The sequence below is a fragment of the Pseudomonas sp. Irchel s3b2 genome (genome assembly GCF_900187445.1).
Lineage (GTDB): Bacteria > Pseudomonadota > Gammaproteobacteria > Pseudomonadales > Pseudomonadaceae > Aquipseudomonas.
Genome location: NZ_FYEB01000005.1, coordinates 1 through 21,402 on the forward strand (window position 1 = coordinate 1; position 21,402 = coordinate 21,402).

Genomic DNA, 21,402 nt, shown 5'->3' on the forward strand with positions numbered 1-21,402 from the left:
GCGGCGGGCCCCCGGAGCAATGCCGGAGTGAGGGCATGCCGAGCCTGGGCGAGGCACCGAATGGCGGGGCAAGAGCCCTTGGTTACTTGGGGCTTTTCCAAGTGACTCGCTGTAAAAGCGAAACCGCCAGCGGCCGTTACCGCAGAAATGGATATGTACTTCAAGCACCAAGCACCAAGCACCGGCAATGAATCTCTGTAGCTCAATAGATGTGTAGATACCCATGCACCGACAGACCGTACTTCGTCGACCCGATCTCTCAATGAGTCTGCACGGTCCACGCCACAAGTCGGGCAACGATTGGGCGCACGACGAGCACGCAGACGAACGCCGAAGGCATTGCCACCTGGTACGCATTCATCACATTTTCCATGTAATGTTCACCTATTCCAAATTCCGCGAGGGTGATGACGAGACACATGAGAAACGCCATGATAGTGGCCATGTAAAGCGCAAAGACGTAAGGCGTCGCGTGTTTAGGCAAGCGAAAACGTGCAGTATTTCTAGCTGTTCTATCGGTCATCGATTTAAGCCTTGTCAATCTTGAGTAGCGAGAGCGGCTAACCTAGCAAGCTGCCGAACACGCCGGTAGAGGTGTTACGCTTGAATCTTTATTAAGCAAAATCAACGAATCGAGCACGAGGACCCGATGGATATTCTTGGTTTGATCAATACCTATATCCGTGTGGTAGAAAACGGCAGCATCGCGGCGGCGGCCCGTGCCCAAGGCATGAGCGCCGCTGCGGTCAGCCAGAGCATCACGCGACTCGAAACCCACTTGGGTGTGCGCCTGCTCTCTCGTACAACCCGCAGCATGGCGCTCACCGAAAGCGGCACGCGCTATTTCGAGAAGGTGCGCCACATTCCGCGCGATATCGATCTCGCCTCGCAAGCTGCCACGGTCGGCACCAAGCCGCAGGGGCCGCTTTGCATCGCCACCACAGCGGCATTTGGACGTCGTGTACTCGCGCCATTAATGCCCGCCTTCAAGGACGCCTATCCGCGCATCGACATCGAACTGATCAGTACGGATCGCAGCGTTGATCATCGGCTGGAGGGCGTCGACATCAGTATCCGCATCGAAGCACAGCTGAACGATCAGCTCATCGTCCGGCGCATCGCTTCGTTTCCTTTCGTATTCTGCGCGTCACCCGCGTATCTCGACCGTGCGGGCATACCGACAAACCTTGAGGAGCTGAAGCAACACACATGCCTTGTCTTTCGCTATCCAACTGATGGTCGTTTTCTGCCCTGGACCTTTGTACTCAACGGCAGCCGCTTCGAGGCCAAAGTAAACCCGGGCTTCGTCTGCGATGACATTGATACTATCGCGCAGATTGCTGTAAACGGCGGTGGGATCGCACGCCTCGCGAGCTTTATCGCTCAGCCACTGATTGACAGCGGCCGACTTCTACCGTTGTTCGAGACGGGCAGTCGCAACGCAGCTTGCGCAGAGCCTGAGCCATTGGACATCTATGCCTGCGTCACTGAGCGATCGGCTTTGAATGCGAAGGTGCGCGCGTTCATTGATTTTCTTGAACGAGAGATGCAAAGCCAGTCGCATGCCCTCGCATAAGCAGCCGAATGACGAGTCCAACTCAATCTGCAGCGATCTGCTCTCTTCCCTTGCGAGGCTCGGCACTGAAAAACATGACTTTGACCACGATGACCATTTGCGGAGCTGATATAACCTTGCCGTGATCCAGCGAGCAGGGCTCATGCAGAACGCTCCTGAAACCGCGCCCGATACCGCCCCGGGCTCTCCCCCGTCCACTTCTTGAACGCCCGATGAAACGCACTCGGCTCCTGGAATCCCAACTGTTCAGCAATATCGCTGATGCTCGCCTTGCTCTGGCGCAACCGTTCAAACGCCACCGCGCGCCGCACTTCATCCTTGATTTCCTGATACGAACAGCCTTCACGTCCCAATTTCCGGCGAAAGGTGCTGGGGCTCAGGTGCTGTTCCAGGGCGAAGGCCTGCAAGGTCGGCCATTCGCTGTAATGGCTGTGGCGCAGGCGCTGATGAACCTGCGACGCCAGCCCATGCTGGTTGCGGAAGCGGATCACCAGCCATTGCGGTGCGGTGCGTAAAAACACTTTCAGCGAAGCCAGGTCTTGAATCACCGGCAGCCGCAGGTAGTCACTGGCGAACTCGATTTCGGTGCGTTCGCTGCCAAAGGTCAAGTTGGGCCCCCAGAGCAAGGCATCATCACGCAGCGACAAACGCTGATGACGAAAGTCTGCCCGATCGATAGAAATGCGCCGCCCGCCCAACCAGCACAGCAGACTGATCATCAACACCAGAAACGTTTCTTCGCCCAACCGGCTGACCTCGCTGTTCTGCGAACAGGTTTGCAAGCTGATGACCGCACGCTTGCCACGCACACTCAACGTGCCACGAAAATCACGCAGGAACAGGGCGAAATTGGCCAAACACTGACGCATGGCTTTTTCCAGCGTCGGCTCCTGAATCAATGCCCGACAGATCAAGGCAAAACTGCCCGGCGGCATACCGTGGGAGTCCAACTGGAAAAATTCGTCGTTCAACTCACGAATCTGCACCAGCCACAACGCGGCGAAAGCCGTGGCCGGCACCCGTGCCGTCGGCTGATCCATCAGTGCCGGATCAATGCCCACTTGTTCAAGTACTGACCGCAGACGCTGCGGTTCCTCACGCAACGCATGGATCATGGGGTACATGAAGTAAACCGCCACCGAATCCGTTTCCCGCATTTGAATGCCTCTCTCGTCACATCTGAACATGGCAAAAAACGCCATCACCCTTGAACAGTTTTGGCATAGGCCAGTGGCGCTGCTGATTCTAGACTCGTGCCCAACAAAAAAGACCTATTCAGAGAGCCGACATGAACCATTCCGATATTTTTGTAGTGAGCGCCGTCCGTTCTGCCATCGGCAGCTTTGGCGGTTCACTCAAGGATGTGCCGCCTATTCAGTTGGCAACCGACGTTTGCCGCGCCGCTATCGAACGATCAGGCCTGGCGCCCGAACACATCGGTCATGCGGTGATGGGACATGTGATCCCGACCGAGGCACGCGATGCCTACATCTCCCGGGTCGTAGCGATGAATGCCGGCCTGACGAAAGAGACTCCTGCCTTCAACGTCAACCGCCTTTGCGGCTCGGGTTTGCAGGCGATTGTCAGTGCCGCGCAAAGTTTGATGCTGGGGGATGCGGGCGCTGCGCTGGCAGGTGGCGTCGAGTCCATGAGCCGAGGCGCGTACTTGTTGCCGCAGGCGCGCTGGGGCGCACGAATGGGCGACATGCAGGCCGTCGACTACATGCTTGGGGCACTGCAAGACCCGTTTGCCGGTTTCCACATGGGTATCACCGCTGAAAATATCGCCGAGCACTATGGCATCACGCGTCAGACCCAGGATGAATTGGCGCTTCTCAGCCAGCAGCGTGCTGCCCGGGCGATTGCCGAAGGGCGTTTTGCCGGGCAGATCGTGCCGATCGAAATAGCGACCCGCAAAGGGACGGTGTCGTTTGCGACGGATGAGCATGTACGGGCCGAGGTCAACGCCGAGCAGTTGAGCCGCATGAAACCTGCCTTCAAAAAGGATGGTAGCGTCACCGCCGGCAACGCCTCCGGCCTCAATGATGGTGCCGGCGCACTGATCATGGCCACGGGCCAAACTGTTCAGGAACAAGGCCTCAAGCCAATGGCTCGACTGGTGGGTTATGCCCACGCAGGCGTTGAACCTTCGATGATGGGGCTGGGACCGATTCCCGCCACCCGCCTAGTGCTCAAGCGCGCCGGTCTGACCGTTGCCGACCTTGATGTGATCGAGTCCAACGAAGCCTTCGCCGCTCAGGCCTGTGCCGTCGCGCAAGAACTGGGCTTCGACCCGCAGAAGGTCAACCCCAACGGTTCGGGCATCTCGCTGGGCCATCCGGTGGGCGCCACTGGCGCGATCATCGCCACCAAAGCCATTCACGAACTGCATCGCTGTCAGGGTCGTTATGCCCTGGCGACCATGTGCATCGGCGGCGGCCAAGGCATCGCTGTGTTGTTCGAACGGGTTTGATCACAAGGACATGAACATGAATCTGCAGAACATTGGCGTCATCGGCGCCGGCACCATGGGCAATGGCATCGCGCAAGTCTGCGCACTGGCCGGCTTCAACGTGACCTTGATCGACATCTCTGAAAGTGCCTTGCAAAAGGCAATCGCGACCGTCGATAAAAACCTCGATCGCCAGGTCGCCAAAAACACGCTGACGCATGAGCAAAAGCTCGCGGCCCTCGACAAGATTCGCACCAGTACCGATTACAGCAGCCTGCAAAACGTGCAAATGGTGATCGAAGCCGCCACCGAAAACCTCGACCTGAAACTGCGCGTGCTGCAACAAATCGCCGCACAGGTCAGCGCCGACTGTGTGATCGCCTCCAACACGTCATCGTTGTCCATTACCCAATTGGCGGCCAGCGTCAGCCAGCCTGAGCGTTTCATCGGCCTGCACTTTTTCAACCCGGTGCCGGTCATGGGCCTGATCGAAGTGATTCGTGGCCTGCAAACCAGCGATGCGACCCACGCCCTGGCGCTGGACATGGCGACCGCCCTCGGCAAAACCGCGATCACCGCGGGCAACCGTCCAGGATTCGTGGTCAACCGGATTCTGGTGCCGATGATCAATGAAGCGATCCTGGTGTTTCAGGAAGGCCTGGCCAGCGCCGAAGACATCGACGCCGGCATGCGCCTGGGTTGCAACCAGCCGATCGGCCCGCTGGCATTGGCGGACCTGATCGGCCTGGACACCGTGCTGGCAATCCTTGAAGCCTTCTACGACGGCTTCAACGACAGCAAATACCGCCCCGCTCCGCTGCTCAAGGAGATGGTCGCCGCCGGTTACCTGGGACGCAAAACGGGGCGCGGCTTCCATGGCTATGCCTGAGCGTTGCTCGCGCTTCGCCGAATACCGGGACAAGGTGCTGGAGCTCTTTGCCAGCAAGGGTTTCGGTCAGGTCGGCATGCGTGAGCTCGCGACCTGCCTGGGGCTCGCCCCGGGCTCGCTGTATCACCATTACCCCAGCAAGCAGCACATGCTGCTTGACCTGATCGAGGAGTTCTACGAAGAGCTGCTGGCCACCTTGGGGCGCATCGAACAAATGGCCCCGGCAAAACGCGACAGGCTCAACCAATTGATCCGCGCGCACCTGAATCTGCATCGAGAGATGCCCTGGCATTTTCGTCTGGTGGAGCGCGACAGCGGCTGCCTGAATGAAGAGCAGCAGGAACGGGTCGGGCAACTGCGCGAGCAGTACGAACGCAAGTTGCTGCTGATGCTCGGCGTCCGCCCCCGACTCAGTGAACAGAGCCTGTCGGCCATCGGTCATGCCATTGCCGCCTTGCTCAACAGCGCGCCCAGTTGGCTGACGCATTATTCGCTGGATGAACAAGAGCGCGATAATTTGATGGAAAACATGGTGAGTGGCGCCATCGAGCGGTTGCTGGCGCCAAAACGCACACATGAAGCGATAAGCCTTGCCCCGCCTCTAGAAAAAATAGCTAAAAAACCCGGGACATCCGCCGCGGTTTAGCGCTTTGCTACGCGAGTCGATGCCATCGAAACTCACTGACGAATCCATGCGTCCAGCACGATTTAGCAGGCGGAATCCTGTCAATCAATCCAAACGGCGACATAGATAGGCTTGGGTTTGATATGGGAATTCAATAATTTCACGCCCGCGCAAGGATGGGTGAGTTTCGATCAGGTACTGCAACTGCTCGGTCACTTTCGCCTTTTCGGCAGGAGGCAGAGCGGCGATAAAGCTGACCGACAAGAACCGGTCAATGATGACTTCCTGGGCACTACCTGAATGCGTGTTTCGAAAGCAGGTCAGTTCGGGGGTAGAGAAGTGGCGCCCCGTGAATGGTAACCGCCAGAGTCCGGTATAAAAGCGCGGAGTATCGCCTTCGTACGGAGTAATGATGTCCGTGATGGCTGCAACCCAGTCCACCGACTCATCGCGTACGTTCCAGATCAGCCCCAGTCGGCCATTCGGTTTGAGCACTCGATATATCTCGGCAAGAGCCCTTTCGTTTGCAAACCAGTGGAAGGCCTGGGCGCATACCAATGCTTGTGCTGTTCCAGATCCGACCGGGATGCATTCGGCCGTCCCCTCCAGAATCCTGATGCCCGGTAGACTCTTGGCAAACTCGGTTCGCATAGCCTCAACAGGTTCGACTGCAACAACATCGATCTCCATGGAACTCAACAATCGAGTGAATTTGCCGGTGCCGGCCCCTAAATCAATAACCGTCGATCCCGGAAGGATTTCGAGTTCTTCTCTAAGCCAGGTATGTAGTTCGATTGGATAGCTCGGGCGCCCCTTTGCATAGGTGCCGGCTTGCGATGAGTAGCCGATCTGAGCAACTTTTTGAATACCTGCCATAAGCCGTACTCCAGCGTTTCGTTCGCAGCACGTACTTTCTACCCCGCTATAGGTGGACATCTTCACCTTAAGCGTCGGGATTGAGGATAGGCCAGATGCTTGCGCCGCAGAATAGCGCTTGTACCTTGCGGGGGCTTATCGATCATTTCGACCGGACGCAGGTAAAGCGTTACCGAGAAGGTCTGCTCCACCCGCACTTGTCCTATCCTTTCATCCACCCAACAACTCCGGACATCGAAATGCCTGCCCCCGAATCCACCCTCCTCCAGAGCTGGCACCACAACGCCCAATCCTGGATCGAGGCTATCCGCACCGGCACCATCGAAAGCCGCCTCAAGGTTACCGACCAGGCAATCCTGCTGGCGGTACTAGGCCGCCAACCAGAGCGTGTGCTCGACCTGGGCTGCGGCGAGGGCTGGCTGTTGCGTGCGCTGGCTGAACGGGCCATCGAGGCGGTCGGTGTGGACGGCGATGCGACGCTGGTCGAGGCGGCGCGGGCGGCGGGCTCTTCGCGGGTGCATTTGGCGAGCTATGAAGAGTTGGTGGAAGCGAAGGTGGACATCGGCAGCAACTACGACCTGATCTGCGCCAACTTCGCCCTGTTGCACCAGGACATCATCCCTCTGCTCGCCGCCATGAACGCCCTGCTCGCCCCTGGCGGCGTGCTGGTGATCCAGACACTGCATCCGTGGACCGCGGCGGCGGGCGACTATCAGGATGGTTGGCGGGAAGAGACCTTCACTGGGTTCAAGGGGCTGTGGCAACCCATGCCTTGGTATTTCCGAACATTGTCCAGTTGGCTCAATGCGCTGGACATGGCCGGTTTTCGGCTGGCTGGCCTGCAGGAACCGCAGCACCCGCAAAGTCCTGTGCCGCAGTCGTTGCTGTTGGTGGCTGAGCAACGGGGTGATTGCGACTGACCCGGGGCAAAAGTAGCCATCTTGATCCAGTCCTCAACAAGCCCGACAAATGACGCACAAACAAAAACGCCGCTCAAAGAGCGGCGTTTTTGCGTTTAGCGCGGAATACGAGATTCACATGTGTCTTGCGCGCCTCAGCTCCAGGGACGGTCTCCATTCTCATCCTTGATGCGGGTCGGCAGGCCCATCACATCCAGTGCCTTGAGGAACGGCTCGGCAGGCAGTTCCTCGACATTGGCCATGCGCTGCACATCCCACTCACCGCGTGCGACCAGCAGGGCTGCCGCTACCGGTGGCACGCCAGCGGTATAGGAAATGCCCTGGCTGTCGGTTTCTGCGTAGGCTTCCTCGTGGTCGGCCACGTTGTAGATGAACACTTCGCGCGGCTGGCCATCCTTGGTGCCTTTGACCAGGTCGCCGATGCAGGTCTTGCCGGTGTAGCCGGGCGCCAGCGAGCTCGGATCAGGGAGCACGGCCTTGACCACTTTCAGCGGCACGACTTCCAGTCCTTCGGCGGTCTTGACCGGTTGCTCGGAGAGCAGGCCAAGGTTCCTGAGCACGGTGAACACATTGATGTAGTGCTCGCCAAAGCTCATCCAGAAACGCACGTTGGGCACGCCGAGGTTCTTCGACAGGGAGTGCACTTCATCGTGGCCGGTCAGGTACAGATTCTGCGCCCCTACGACCGGCAGGTCGTCGGTGCGTTTGACTTCGAACATCGTGTTGCTGGTCCACTGACTGTTCTGCCAGCTCCACACTTGTCCGGTGAATTCGCGGAAGTTGATTTCCGGGTCGAAATTGGTGGCGAAATACTTGCCATGGGAACCGGCATTGACGTCGAGAATGTCGATCGAATCAATACGGTCGAAATACTGTTGCTGCGCCAGCGCTGCATAGGCGTTGACCACACCCGGGTCGAAGCCCACACCGAGGATGGCGGTGATGTTCTTCTCTTTGCACTCCTCGAGGTGCTTCCACTCGTAGTTGCCGTACCAGGGCGGCGTCTCGCAGACTTTGCCCGGCTCTTCGTGAATGGCGGTGTCCAGGTAGGCCGCACCGGTATCGATACAGGCACGCAATACCGACATGTTGAGGAAGGCGGAACCAACGTTGATGACGATCTGCGATCCGGTTTCACGGATCAGCGCCTTGGTCGCCTCGACGTCCAGAGCATTCAGCGAGAAGGCCTTGATGTCGGCGGGCTGCTTGAGGCTGCCCTTGGCCTTGACGCTGTCGATGATGGCCTGGCATTTGGAGATGTTGCGCGACGCGATAGCAATACGACCGAGTTCATCGTTGTGCTGCGCGCACTTGTGGGCCACCACCTTGGCGACACCTCCTGCACCAATGATAAGTACGTTCTTCTTCAATTTTTCTCTCTCTCCTTCTCTGCCAGCTTACGAAAGGCTGGACATGTAGTCGTTGTAACCAAACTCACGAACCACCTCGACACTACCGTCGAGTTGTTTCACTACGATGGACGGCATTTTCAGGCCGTTGAACCAGTTCTTCTTGACCATGGTGTAACCCGCTGCGTCGATGAACGACAGCCGATCGCCGATCGCCAAGGGACGATCAAATTGATACTCGCCGAAAATATCGCCGGCCAGGCAGGATTTGCCGCACACCATGTAGGTGTGTTCACCTTCGCTGGGCGCCAGCTTGGCATTCAGGCGATAGATCAGCAGATCGAGCATGTGCGCCTCAATGGAGCTGTCCACTACGGCCAGGTGCTTGCCGTTGTAGAGGGTGTCGAGCACGGTGACTTCCAGCGACGCGCTCTGGGTGATGGCGGCTTCGCCCGGCTCCAGGTAGACCTGCACGCCGTATTTTTGCGAAAAGGCCTTGAGCCGCGCGCAGAACGCGTCGATCGCGTAGCCTTCACCGGTGAAGTGAATGCCGCCGCCCAGGCTGACCCACTCGACCTTGTGCAGCAGATGGCCGAAGCGCTCTTCGATGGTGCACAGCATCTGGTCGAACAGGCCGAAGTCGGCGTTCTCGCAGTTGTTGTGGAACATGAAGCCCGAGATCTGCTCGATGACCTGTTCGATCTTCACCGGATCCCACTCGCCCAGACGGCTGAATGGCCGCGCCGGATCGGCTAGCAGGTAATCCGAGCTGCTCACCTGCGGATTGACCCGCAGACCGCGCACCTTGCCTGCTGAAGCTTCAGTGTAGCGCTGCAACTGACCGATGGAGTTGAAGATGATCTTGTCGCAGTTGTCGAGCATCTCCTCGATCTCGTCGTCGGCCCAGGCCACGCTGTAGGCGTGGGTCTCGCCAGCGAACTTCTGTCGACCGAGCTTGAGCTCATAGAGCGAAGACGACGTGGTGCCGTCCATGTATTGCTGCATCAGGTCGAACACCGACCAGGTGGCGAAGCACTTGAGTGCCAGCAGGGCCTTTGCCCCGGACTGTTCGCGCACATAAGCGATCTTCTGCATGTTCGCCAGCAGCTTTTGTTTGTCGATGAGGTAGTACGGCGTCTTGATCATTTCGAGGCCTCCGGCAAGGCTAGCCAAAAAAAGGATGCGCATTGTGCCCTCACTGACTGCATATCGAAAGAGCAGAACGCCCAATTCGCTGTGTTGTCCTGAACTGGATCCGGGAGCCTGTTTGATTATTCCGGTAGAGGATCAGACGCAGCGTACGACTCTCTGTATGACACGCACCCGCACTGACAGCGCCACCCAGATACAGACGATAAATATAACCCTCCCTGACTTGCTAAATAGGTTGATGTCGGCGGAAAGTATCGCGAACAGGCTCTCGCAGCAGTTTCTTCATCCATAGCCTGGTTAAAAAACTTATAAGTCGAACCTCGATTAGAAATAACCAACACAGTATCGACCTCCCGACCCGCCACTGCTTAAACCAGCAACAACCCCGACTTCATTGACAGCCTGCCTAATAAGTAAATACACGCCCATCATTTAAACTGCACAACACTTTCCGTCTGTTATCACACACTTCAATGACACCATCAGGAGAACTCTTTTAACATGGCGCACTCGCCAATTCGCCAACATGAAAAAACTCCCGAGCGTTCAAGTCGCGTCCGCCAGCGCAGCCTCTAGCCCAAGGCTCATGGCGTTCAACCTGGTTGGCCAATGTGCATCAAACACCTCAAACAAGGGCCTTCAATAACCGTCACTGACTTTTTATAACAACCATTGACACTCAGACACAGACGCCAGATGATGGCGCCACATTGCCATCATCCAACAAAGCACCGACCTTGTCAGGTTAATAAACTCTGTATTCCTGAGTTATTTAATTCCCGGTATAACGCATGAACTATGTAGATGACGTCACTAGGCTTTTTGCAAGTTTTGGCGAAGCCGCAGGTAGTTACCAGGAAATACAACCCAACTATAAAGACTTCAAAGACAACCTGACACCACCTGTCACATCGATCGCTGAGCAAGATTCAAGCGAAGCGCTGCCTCAAGCAATTACCGCCGTGCTTCTACTTGACGAGCCCGCGCCCCCCTTATTACTGATCGGCCCGCCGGTGAAACGTGCAAAAAACGTTGTCATCTCGCTGCCTTCACCGAAAACAGCCCCGTTGCCGAGCGAGTCAACGACTGCCTCCGTAACCGGTGACCACCAGCGATTGAGCGAACTGTTGCGCGAACTGAACCAGATTCGTCGAGACGGTCTGCCAGCGCCTCGCAAGCAGACCAAGGCAAAGGTCATCGCTATCGTTTCGGCCAACGGCGGCGTGGGTAAAAGCACTGTCGCAGCCGGGCTGGCCAAGGCTCTCGGGCGCCTTGGCGGGCGAACCATCGCGATTGATCTGGACCCTCAGAACGCCCTGTCCAGTCACTTGGGCACCCTTAGACAGGGGCCTGGACTGATCCAGCTGAAACAGCCCGATGCCGACTGGAACGCCCATTATCAGCCTGGCTATGGCGACAGCGAGCTCCTGCCCTTTGGCACGGGCAGCGTCAATGATCGCAGATCGCTCAAGCAGCAGATGCTTGACGATACCGACTGGCTGAACCAGCGCCTGGTGTCGATGAATCTCGGTGAAAACGATACTGTGATCCTGGACACCCCTTCAGGCGCAAACGTCTATTCACAACAGGCATTGGATGCCGCTGATCTGGTGCTCGTCATCACCGTTGCCGACGCCGCCTCCTATTTGGCGCTGGACACCATGGCGCAGTGGCTGGAAACCACTCGAAGACATGCACAACGTCACAGGTATGTGCTTAACAAACAGGATGGTTCGCGTTCGTTCAGCCAGGACATGAGTCTGCTGCTCCAGCGCCGGCTCGGCAGTGATCTGATCAGGACGATACGACTCGATCATCAACTCAACGAATCGCTGGCCTACAACCGGGATCCTCTGCAGCACGCACCGGATTCCATTGGCTGTCAGGACATCCTTTCGCTCGCGCGCGCGGTTCGCGCCTTGCTTCTCCTGGATGCTACCGACGAGCACGTTGCGCCATGACCGCTCAGTTCAATGCCCCCTCCCCAAAGACCTGGCGGTTGCAAGGGCTACTGGATACGTTCCAGGCTCGCTTCAACCGATGGCCCGAGCGCTATCGCCAAGCCCTGAAAATCACGGCCGGGCTGATTGCGGCATTGTTCGCGCTGGGCATCCTTACTGCTCCGCTTGATCTGTATTCCCAGGCAGCATTTGCCGCCGCGTGTTTCATCGTCAGCCTGATCATTCGCAAACAAGCCGGGCGACTGGCGATCCTGACCCTGATCACCCTCTCGTTGATCGCATCGTTACGTTATATGTACTGGCGCCTGTCTGACACGCTGGATTTCGACAGGTGGCAGGATGCCGTATTTGGCTACGGTTTGGTCCTGGCCGAGCTGTATGCCTTGCTTGTCCTGGTATTCGGCTATGTCCAGACGGCCTGGCCGCTACACCGCAAGCCACAGATTTTGCAGCAGGCGCCCGATCAATGGCCAACGGTCGACATCTTCATACCCACTTACAACGAAGCATTGAGCATCGTGAAACTGGTGGTGCTCGCCTCCCAAGCCATCGACTGGCCCGAAGCCAAGTTGCGTGTGCATGTACTCGATGACGGACGTCGGGAAGAATTCCGGATTTTCTGCGAACAGATTGGTGTCAACTACATCACCCGCGACAACAATCAGCATGCCAAGGCCGGCAACCTCAATGAGGCGCTGAAAGTGACCGATGGCGAGTTCATTGCCGTATTTGACGCAGACCACGTCCCCACCCGCTCCTTTTTGCAAGTCACCATGGGCTGGTTTTTCAAGGATCCAAACCTTGCATTGCTGCAAACGCCGCATTTTTTCTACTCACCCGACCCATTCGAAAAAAACCTCGATACGTTTCGCTCGGTCCCCAACGAAGGTGAGTTGTTCTACGGTCTGGTGCAGGACGGCAACGACCTTTGGAACGCAACATTCTTCTGCGGCTCCTGCGCCGTCATGCGGCGCACTCATCTGCTGGAAGTCGGCGGCATCGCCACCGAAACCGTGACAGAGGATGCGCACACCGCGCTCAAGCTCAATCGCCGGGGGTTCAATACTGCCTACCTTGCCATTCCACAAGCAGCCGGCCTCGCCACGGAAAACCTTTCTCGCCACATCCGTCAGCGCGTACGTTGGGCGCGGGGCATGGCGCAGATTTTTCGCACCGACAACCCGCTGCTTGGCAAAGGCCTGAATCTGGGCCAGCGCATCTGTTACCTCAACGCCATGATGCATTTTTTCTACAGCCTGCCTCGCCTGGTGTTCTTGACCGCGCCCTTGGCCTACCTGATTTTCGACGCGCAGATATTCCACGCTTCGGCGTTGATGGTGATGGTCTATGTCCTGCCCCATATTTTCCATTCCAGCCTGACCAACTCCAGCATCCAGGGGCGATTTCGTCATTCGTTCTGGAACGAAGTCTATGAGTCGGTTTTGGCCTGGTACATCATGCGACCCGTGCTGCTCGCCCTGATCAAACCGTCACTGGGAACGTTCAACGTGACCGATAAGGGCGGCACCATCAAAAACGATTATTTCGACTGGAAGCTCGCGCGCCCCTACATCGTGTTGCTGACCTTGAACATGCTCGGTTTGGTGATCGGCTCGGTGAAACTGATCGGGAGTGATTCGGCCGAGGTCGCTACCTTGTTGATCAATCTGGCCTGGACCCTCTACAACATCATCATCGTCAGCACCGCGGTCGCGGTTGCCACTGAGTCCTCCCAGGTACGCACCGAACCCAGGGTCCCCGCCGATCTGCCCGTGCGCGTCTACCGTCAAGATGGCACGTGGTTCGATTGCACCACCCAGAATTTCTCGCAGAATGGCGTAGGTCTCAACCTGCCAGGCGATATTCGACTCTGCCCCCAGGAGACGCTGCAACTCAGCATTCTGCGCACGCCGCCCTCCAGCCTCTTTCCTGTAACGGCGATATTCAGCCACGGCAATGTGGCCGGCGTGCAATTCGATGCCATGCCCCTGCGTCTGCAGAGTGAACTGGTGCGACTCACGTTTTCACGCGCCGATACCTGGGCCAGCACGTGGGGTAACGGTCGCCCCGACGCCCCTATGTCGGCCCTGAGGGACGTCAGCCGCATCGGTCTGCGCGCCATTCTCCGCTTGTTCAAGGCCACCCTTAAAGATGGTCAGGCGCTGCTGCGCAAACGTTCGAACACGCCATCATCTATCGACCCTATCGCGGAAATGCACCGATCTTGAACTGTTCCTCTCGCCAGACCTCTACACCTCGCCGCTCATTCCTGTTTATCGCCTGCACACTATTGGGCGGGAGTGCTGTGGCCTTGAGTGTTGCCGCCCAACCCAGTGCCACAACGGCGACGATCGCACCGTCGCCGCTGACCGATGCGCCGACCAACAGCTACACGCGCACGCTCAAGGAACTAGGAAAGAACTATTCGATGACCCTCAAAGGTGTGGAGGCAACGGACAGTGTGAACTTCGATGTGCGTGCCGATGAAGTCGTGACGGCGGCGCAGGTCACGCTGCAGTACAGCTACTCACCGGCACTGCTGGCCGACCTTTCGCAGATCAACGTATTGGTTAACGATCAAGTGGCCGCCAGCCTGCCCCTGCCCAAGGAAGACGCCGGCGGGTTGCAGACCCGGACCGTGCAGATCCCGCCGCAGATGATTACCGAGTTCAACCGGCTCAGCCTGCAGTTCATCGGTCACTACACGATGCAATGCGAAGACCCGTTGCACTCCAGTCTGTGGGCCAGGATCGATAACGCCAGCCAGTTGAGTCTCCAGGTGTCCTCGGTGCCGCAGCCCAACGATCTTTCCGCGTTGCCGCTGCCCTTGTTCGATCCACGAGACGCCTTGCCCTTGAAGCTGCCCTTCGTGTTCATCTCACGTCCTGACACCTCCGAGCTGGAGGCCGCCGGTATTTTGTCTTCCTGGTTCGGCGCCCTGGCCAGCTACCGTGGCGCGACTTTTCCGGTCAATCTCACCCAGCTGCCGACTACTGGCAACGCCGTGGTGTTTGTCAGCAGCAGCGAAGCAGCGACGTTGAGTGGCCTCAAAATCAAAGAGGTCACCGGCCCGCGATTGACGATGGTGAGTAACCCGAATGACCCTCAAGGCAAGCTGCTGATCGTTTCCGGGCGTGATGGCGCTGATCTGAAAATCGCCGCCACTGCGCTGGCACTCGGCGGCTCGGCCTTTTCGGGGCAAAGTGTGGCGATTGATCGCATCGACGCGATCAAGCCACGCCAGCCCTATGATGCGCCCAACTGGTTGCCCTCTGATCGCCCGGTACGCCTGGGTGAACTGGCCAAAGCTGCCGAGCTCAACGTGTCGGGTTACAACCCTGGGCAAATGACGGTGGCCCTGCGTTTGCCACCAGACCTGTTCAACTGGCGTGAGCCCGGCGCGCAACTGGATTTGAAGTACCGCTATACGCCCCAACCGGTTGCTACCAACTCCTCGTTGCTGGTCAGCTTCAACGACACGTTCATCAAGTCGATCGACTTGCCTTCCATCGAGAAGCTCGGCAACAGCGACAGCCTGCTGGCGATGCTCAAAACCGACGACAGCCTGGCCCGCACATCGCGCATGCTGTTGCCGCTCAACTCGGTAGCCCTGCAATCGCGCCTGCAATTTCGCTTTATGTATGACTACATCAAGCAGGGCGACTGCCGCGACATCATCATCGACAACATGCGCGGTGCGATTGACCCGGACTCAACGCTGGACGTCAGCCATTACGACCACTTCATGGCCATGCCCAATCTTGGTGTGTTCAAGGACAGTGGTTTTCCGTTCACGCGCATGGCCGATCTTTCTGAAACCTCGGTGATCCTGCCCAATGACCCGGGCCCGGCCGACCTCAGCGCCTACCTGACCCTGCTCGGTCGCTTTGGCGATTCCACCGGCTACCCGGCCACCGGCCTGAAAGTGGTCCATGCCGACCAGTTGGCCGAGCAACGTGATCGGGATTTGCTGGTTCTCGCCTCAGGCAATAACCAACCCCTGCTCAAGCAATGGCAGAGCCTGCTGCCGGCCAGGACTGAAGGCGATGAACAATACGTCGAGCTGTCGGACCTGCCCTTGCGCGTACGCAACTGGGTCAGCCCGGATACGCAAAGCAATCTGCGCAAGGCGCGTAACAGCCTCAGGTTCTCCGCTGAGGACGGCAGTTCTTATCTGACCGGATTCGAATCACCGCTCAAGAGCGGACGCAGCGTGGTGTTCATCGCCAGTGCGCGGCCCAGTGGTCTTGCCGAGGTGACGGATGCCTTGCTCAGCAGCGACGCGAACGGCCACACACTGCAAGGCAGTCTGGTGGCGATCAAGGGCAAGCACGTTGAGTCGTTGGTCGCCGAACAGGATTACTACGTCGGGCGCTTGGGTCCGTTTCGCTTTGTACAGTGGTACCTCTCGCAAAACGTATGGGCACTCGTACTGTTCACGCTGACCGGGGTCCTGTTGCTGGTCTCGCTGGCCTACCTGTCCCTGCGCATGCGGGCCAAACGTCGTCTTGGTCAGTAAGCCGCGCATGCCGCCGTCGGCCATGGACTGTCGGGACAGGTCACTTCGTCAGTACCTGCGCGGATTGAGCGTTTTGCTGGCACTGGCGCTGGTGACGCCCGCGATGGCGGCCCGCCCCCCTTGCGGGGAGCCGGCATGGCCGCTATGGCACGCCTATGCATCGCGCTTCGTCCAGGCCGATGGCCGGGTGCTGGAGTCCAGCCTGGAGAACAACCACAGTACGTCGGAAGGTCAATCCTACGGCATGCTCTTCGCCCTTATCGGCAATGACCCGCAACGCTTCGACAAAGTGTGGCGCTGGACCGCCGCAAACCTCGCCGGGTCCGCCATTGGTACACGCCTGCCGGGCTGGTTATGGGGGCAAGGCGCAGACGGTCAATGGCGCTTGCAAGACAGCCACTCCGCCTCCGACGCCGACCTGTGGTTCGCCTACGCCCTGCTCGAAGCCGCACGCCTGTGGCATCGGCCGGACTATCGCCAGGACGCTCTGCGGCTCATGGCAACCATCGAAGCGCAGCTGGTCGTTGATCTGCCCGGGCTGGGCCCGATGCTACTGCCCGGGCCAGAAGGCTTCATCCAGCCCGGTCCGCTCTGGCGGCTGAACCCCAGTTACCTGCCACTTCCCGTGTTGCGGCGGTTGGCCAAGGAAGTACCTTCCGGCCCTTGGCCAGCCATTGCCCATAACACGGCGACGATGATCAGCCAATCAAGCCCCCACGGCTTCGTGGCTGACTGGGTCGGTTATCAGGGCACCTCAGCCCAAACCGGCGGCTTCGTCAGCGACCCGATCAAAGGTGAGACGGGGAGTTACGACGCCATTCGCGTCTACCTCTGGCTGGGCATGAGCGACGTCAGGGAACCGCTGGCGGCGCCCCTGTTGAAACAGCTCGATGGCATGGCCCGCCTCACTGCCGCGACTGGTCGGCCGCCGGAAACCGTTCAGGTTCTGCAAGGCAGTGTTCAGGGTCAGAGCCCTTTCGGATTCAGCGCGGCACTGATTCCTTACTTTCATGCCAAGGGCCAATCCGACGTCGCCCTCGTACTGCGCCAGCGCGCCGAGCAAGACTTGCGCGAGGCCTTGGCCAGACCCGATGCCAGTGCAGGCCCGCCTCGCTACTACAACTTCATGCTCAGCCTGTTCGCGTTCGGCTGGGCAGATAAACACTATCGATTCCGGGAAGACGGAACACTGAAACTCTCCTGGGAGACCGCATGCACGCGCATCACCGCACGCTAACCATCGCCGTGATGAGCGCGTTGACAGCCTCGGCTGTCCACGCGCAAAGCCCGACGCCTCAGACATTACTCATCGGGCAGGGACAGTACTGGCAGTTGCACAAAAACCCTCAACGCGCGACGGAAGTCTGGCTCAAAGTCCTGCAACTGGACCCCACCCAGATCGATGCGCTGTATGGTCTGGGCCTGATCGGTGTGCAGCAGCAAAAGCCCCAGCAAGCGCAGCAATACCTCGCCCGCCTGCAGGCACTCCAGCCAGTGCCCCGCCAGGCACTGCAACTGGCACAGGACATCGCCCTGGCACAACCGCTAAACCAGCAACGCCTGGAAGAAGCCCGCCGCCTTGTCGATGCCGGCGAGCGCGACAAGGCAACCGCCGTGTTTCGTGGGTTATTTGGGGGTAATCCCCCTCAAGGCGTGATCGGCCGAGAGTATTACAACAACCTGGCGTTCAATCAGGCTGACTGGCCCGAAGCACGCAGCGGGTTTCAGCGCTTGCAGCGGGAAATGCCCAACGACTCGATCGTCGCGCTGTTTTACGCCAAGCATCTGGTCCGCCGAGAAGACAGCCGTGCCGAGGGCATCCGCGCCCTGGCCGCGCTGACCCAGCGTGCCGACATTGCCGGTGATGCCGACGAAAGCTGGCGCCTGGCGCTGACCTGGATCGGTCCGCCCAATCCGACACAAGTGCCGTTGTTCGAGGCGTACCTCAAGACGCATCCGGATGACGTGGAAATCCGGGCGCAGATGAACAAGGGCAAGCAACAGGTGGCAACGACGGCCAGCAACGAATGGCAACCGCCCGCCGAAGTCGCGCGCGGTCTGAAGGCGCTCAAAGAAGGCGATCAGGCCACCGCCGAACAGGCTTTTCAAGCTCGCTTGAAAACCCGGCCCGATGATGCTGACGCGCTGGGCGGCCTTGGGGTTGTTCGCCAGCAGCAACACCGACTGGCCGAAGCGGAAAAGCTCTTGAATCAGGCCACGCGACAACACGACGGCAGCCACTGGCAAGTTGCGTTGAACGAAGTGCGCTACTGGTCGGCGTTGCAGCAGGCCCGCGACGCCCAGGCCAAAGGCCAGACAGCCCAGGCACAAGTCTTGGTAAACCAGGCCCTGCGGCTGAATCCGAACGGGGTCGACGCTCGCCTCGCCCTGGCGGATATCCAGGCCAGCGCGGGCCAGTTCGATGACGCTCAGCGCAACTATCGGCAGATTTTGAACCTGCGCCGCGACGCCCCTCAAGCACTGGAAGGGCTGGTCAATGTGCTGCTCAAGAGCGGCAAGAATGATGAAGCCCTGCAACTGATCAACAGCCTGCCCGCCACCGGACAGGCAAAGATCGGCCAGTCCGCGCGCCTGCAAGCCTTGCGCGCGACGCAACTGGCCGCCCTCGCCGAACAACGCAACGACCTGCCCGCTGCACGCAACGCCTTGCAAGACGCGCTGCGCTACGAACCGGACAACGTCTGGACACGTTTCGCCCTGGCCCGCCTGAACCTGGCGATGGGCGAACCGCAAAAGGCTCGGGACCTGATCAACACCATGCTCCAGGCCCACCCCGACAATGCCGATGCGCTTTACGTCAGCGCCTTGCTGTCGGTCCAGATGGGTGAGTGGAAAGCCGCCCAGACAACGTTGGGGCGCTTGCGCCCCGACCAGCGCACCCCGGACATGGAAGCGCTGGCCGCGGATGTCAGCCTCAACCTGCAACTCAGCCAGGCGATCGAGTTGGGCAAGCGCGGACAGCGCCAGGAAGCCCTGACCTTGCTCGATCGTATTCAGCCGATGGCCAACAACAGTCCGGACCGCACGGCGAGCCTGGCCTCGGCCTATGTCGACATCGGCGAGCCGACCCGTGCACTGGCCCTCATGCGCGGTCAGCTGCAGAACACCACGGCGCCCTCGGCGGACTTCATCCTGCAATACGCCGCTGTCCTGCTTAAAACCGGAGAAGACGCACAGGTCAACGAGATTCTGCGCGACCTTCAGAACAGGCCCTTGAACGCCCCGGCCCGCAAGCGTTTCGACGACCTGCTCTATCTCTATCGCATCCGCCAGGCTGACCAGCTGCGTGAACGAGGCAATCTGGCCAGCGCTTATGACACGCTAGCGCCCGCACTGGCGCAACGTCCCGGTGACAGCGCTGCCGTCGCGGCGCTGGCGCGGATGTACTCGGCCAACGGCGACACGGCAAAAGCCCTCGAACTCTACAAACCGCTGTTACAACGTCAGCCAAACGACCCGCAACTGCTGTTGGGTGCCGCCGACGCGGCGGTGTTGGCACATGACACTGCCTTTGCCGAACAGGCACTGCAACAGCTGCTCAAGACTGAATCCGGCAACCCTCAAACGCTGACAGAGGCCGCCCGCCTCTATCAGAACATGGGCAAGACCGGCACGGCGACCGATCTGCTGCGCAAAGCGGTGGCCATTGAACAGAGCGAGAAACGCAGAAGCCAGGGCGGCCAACTGGCCGGTTCGACGGTGGCGCCCAACCCTTTTGCCGGTGTGTCGGGTCCACGTAGCGAGGTCAGTCGCGACACCTTGCTGGCAGCGATCCCGCCACCGGTTCAGGAGATGCCGGGCAGCGTGAGGTCTCAGACCCCTTTTGGCATCGACGCCCCGCCAAGGCCGCAGCAGGCGAGCAATGCATTCGAGTCGCAGCTGCCGCGCGCAGCACTGGTGAGCGAGGACATCAGCCCCGCGCAACTGGCGCTGAATAAAATCCTTCAGGAGCGCAGTGCCTACGTCACCCAGGGCGTGAGCATTCGCAGCAACGACAGTGAGTCGGGGTTGAGCAAACTGACCGATATTGAAACACCGCTGGAAATCAATATTCCGCTGGATGAAAGCCGCGTTGCCCTGCGCGTGACGCCGGTCTCGCTGAACGCCGGCAGTGCCAGCGGCGAGGCACTTCAGCGTTTCGGTAGCGGTGCACGGAGCGACGGCGTCGGATCGCAAAAAGCCGAGGGTGTCGGCCTTTCTGTCGCCATTCAACGGCCCGCGGATGGGCTCAAAGCCGATCTCGGCACCACCCCGCTCGGCTTCAAATACACCACAGCCACCGGCGGCATCAGCATTGATCGTCCGGTAAGCGATACCTCTAATGTCCGTTACGGCGTGAGCGTTTCCCGGCGTCCGGTGACTGATAGCGTCACCTCGTTTGCCGGCACCACGGACAAACGCAGCGGGCAGTCCTGGGGCGGCGTGAGCGCCAACGGCGGGCGTGCTCAGTTGAGCTATGACGACAACGAAGTCGGCGTCTATGGCTACGCCTCCTGGCACCAACTGCTGGGCAACCATGTCCAGTCCAACAACCGCAGTGAACTGGGCAGCGGTGTCTACTGGTACCTGCAAAATGCAACGGACAGCAAGCTGACCGTCGGCCTGAGCATGACCGGCATCAGCTACGCCAACAATCAGGACTTTTTCACCTACGGCCATGGCGGCTATTTCAGCCCGCAGACGTTCTTCGCCCTGGGCATTCCGGTGACCTGGGCACAACGCACCGGGCGCTTGACGTATCAAGTCAAGGGCTCGGTCGGCGTGCAGCATTTCGAGCAGGACAGCGCCGACTATTTCCCCAACGACAAAGCCATGCAAGCGGCCTCGGGCCTGCGCTACGAAGGGCAAAACAAAACCGGGATCGGCTACAGCGTTGCCGCGGCGGCTGAATACAAGGTCGCTTCGAACTTCCTGCTGGGCGCCAACCTGGGCCTGGACAACGCCCGCGATTACCAGCAAGTCAGCGGTGCCTTGTCGTTGCGCTACCTTTTCGAGGATATCAGCGGCCCCATGAGCTTGCCGGTCAGCCCCTACACCTCACCTTATTCCAACTGATCATTCT

The 21,402-nt window shown here is 59.2% G+C and carries 15 protein-coding genes; 10 read left to right on the forward strand and 5 right to left on the reverse strand.

The features are described 5' to 3' along the window. Nucleotides 1-259 precede the first annotated feature (259 nt). On the reverse strand, nt 260-523 hold the full coding sequence (locus CKW20_RS13405; RefSeq protein WP_095053329.1) for a DUF2798 domain-containing protein: 264 nt from the start codon (nt 521-523) through the stop codon (nt 260-262). Between the two features lie 126 nt (nt 524-649). On the opposite strand from CKW20_RS13405, the gene CKW20_RS13410 reads away from it, so the two are divergent. Next, nucleotides 650-1,576, forward strand: a complete 927-nt coding sequence (locus CKW20_RS13410; protein ID WP_095053330.1) for a LysR family transcriptional regulator — start codon at nt 650-652, stop codon at nt 1,574-1,576. Nucleotides 1,577-1,716: 140 nt separating this feature from the next. Here CKW20_RS13410 and CKW20_RS13415 read toward each other — a convergent pair whose 3' ends face one another. Further along, nucleotides 1,717-2,733: an AraC family transcriptional regulator gene (locus tag CKW20_RS13415; RefSeq protein WP_095053331.1), complete on the reverse strand. Its 1,017-nt coding sequence runs from the start codon at nt 2,731-2,733 to the stop codon at nt 1,717-1,719. A 131-nt stretch (nt 2,734-2,864) separates the two neighbouring features. On the opposite strand from CKW20_RS13415, the gene CKW20_RS13420 reads away from it, so the two are divergent. From CKW20_RS13420 to CKW20_RS13430, 3 genes are read left to right on the forward strand one after another with little or no spacing between them, the layout of a single operon-like run. Next, the gene (locus tag CKW20_RS13420; RefSeq protein WP_095053332.1) at nt 2,865-4,049 is read left to right on the forward strand and encodes an acetyl-CoA C-acyltransferase family protein; all 1,185 of its coding nucleotides are present in this window, start codon (nt 2,865-2,867) and stop codon (nt 4,047-4,049) included. Between the two features lie 16 nt (nt 4,050-4,065). Next, nucleotides 4,066-4,917, forward strand: a complete 852-nt coding sequence (locus CKW20_RS13425) for a 3-hydroxybutyryl-CoA dehydrogenase (RefSeq protein ID WP_095053333.1) — start codon at nt 4,066-4,068, stop codon at nt 4,915-4,917. Further along, entirely contained in the window at nt 4,904-5,563 is a 660-nt protein-coding gene (locus CKW20_RS13430) for a TetR/AcrR family transcriptional regulator (RefSeq protein ID WP_095053334.1), read from the forward strand. Before CKW20_RS13425 ends, CKW20_RS13430 begins: the two co-directional genes overlap by 14 nt. Nucleotides 5,564-5,647: 84 nt before the next feature. Here CKW20_RS13430 and CKW20_RS13435 read toward each other — a convergent pair whose 3' ends face one another. Next, a complete protein-coding gene (locus CKW20_RS13435) occupies nt 5,648-6,418 on the reverse strand; it encodes a class I SAM-dependent methyltransferase (protein WP_095053335.1) in 771 nt (256 codons plus the stop codon). A gap of 239 nt (nt 6,419-6,657) precedes the next feature. Between CKW20_RS13435 and CKW20_RS13440 the strand changes: the two genes are divergently transcribed. Further along, nucleotides 6,658-7,338 carry a bifunctional 2-polyprenyl-6-hydroxyphenol methylase/3-demethylubiquinol 3-O-methyltransferase UbiG gene (locus tag CKW20_RS13440; protein WP_095053336.1) on the forward strand — a complete coding sequence of 227 codons (681 nt, stop codon included), beginning with the start codon at nt 6,658-6,660 and terminating at the stop codon, nt 7,336-7,338. Nucleotides 7,339-7,472: 134 nt separating this feature from the next. Here the strand turns inward: CKW20_RS13440 and CKW20_RS13445 are convergent, their stop codons facing one another. Together CKW20_RS13445 and nspC are read right to left on the reverse strand one after the other, a co-directional pair. Beyond that, complete coding sequence (locus tag CKW20_RS13445) at nt 7,473-8,708, reverse strand: saccharopine dehydrogenase family protein (RefSeq protein WP_095053337.1); 1,236 nt, start codon at nt 8,706-8,708, stop codon at nt 7,473-7,475. Nucleotides 8,709-8,735: 27 nt separating this feature from the next. Beyond that, entirely contained in the window at nt 8,736-9,833 is a 1,098-nt protein-coding gene (gene nspC, locus CKW20_RS13450) for a carboxynorspermidine decarboxylase (protein WP_095053338.1), read from the reverse strand. 797 nt (nt 9,834-10,630) lie between these two features. Here nspC and bcsQ point away from each other — a divergent pair. From bcsQ to CKW20_RS13475, 5 genes are read left to right on the forward strand one after another with little or no spacing between them, the layout of a single operon-like run. After that, nucleotides 10,631-11,800, forward strand: coding sequence for a cellulose biosynthesis protein BcsQ (bcsQ, locus tag CKW20_RS13455; protein ID WP_095053339.1), 1,170 nt, complete (start codon nt 10,631-10,633; stop codon nt 11,798-11,800). Continuing rightward, a complete protein-coding gene (gene bcsA / locus CKW20_RS13460) occupies nt 11,797-14,028 on the forward strand; it encodes a UDP-forming cellulose synthase catalytic subunit (RefSeq protein ID WP_095053340.1) in 2,232 nt (743 codons plus the stop codon). Before bcsQ ends, bcsA begins: the two co-directional genes overlap by 4 nt. A 41-nt stretch (nt 14,029-14,069) precedes the next feature. Further along, nucleotides 14,070-16,319, forward strand: a complete 2,250-nt coding sequence (gene bcsB, locus CKW20_RS13465) for a cellulose biosynthesis cyclic di-GMP-binding regulatory protein BcsB (RefSeq protein WP_095053646.1) — start codon at nt 14,070-14,072, stop codon at nt 16,317-16,319. Between the two features lie 7 nt (nt 16,320-16,326). Further along, complete coding sequence (gene bcsZ / locus CKW20_RS13470) at nt 16,327-17,556, forward strand: cellulose synthase complex periplasmic endoglucanase BcsZ (protein WP_095053341.1); 1,230 nt, start codon at nt 16,327-16,329, stop codon at nt 17,554-17,556. Continuing rightward, nucleotides 17,532-21,395, forward strand: coding sequence for a cellulose biosynthesis protein BcsC (locus CKW20_RS13475; protein WP_095053342.1), 3,864 nt, complete (start codon nt 17,532-17,534; stop codon nt 21,393-21,395). Before bcsZ ends, CKW20_RS13475 begins: the two co-directional genes overlap by 25 nt. Nucleotides 21,396-21,402: the final 7 nt, after the last annotated feature.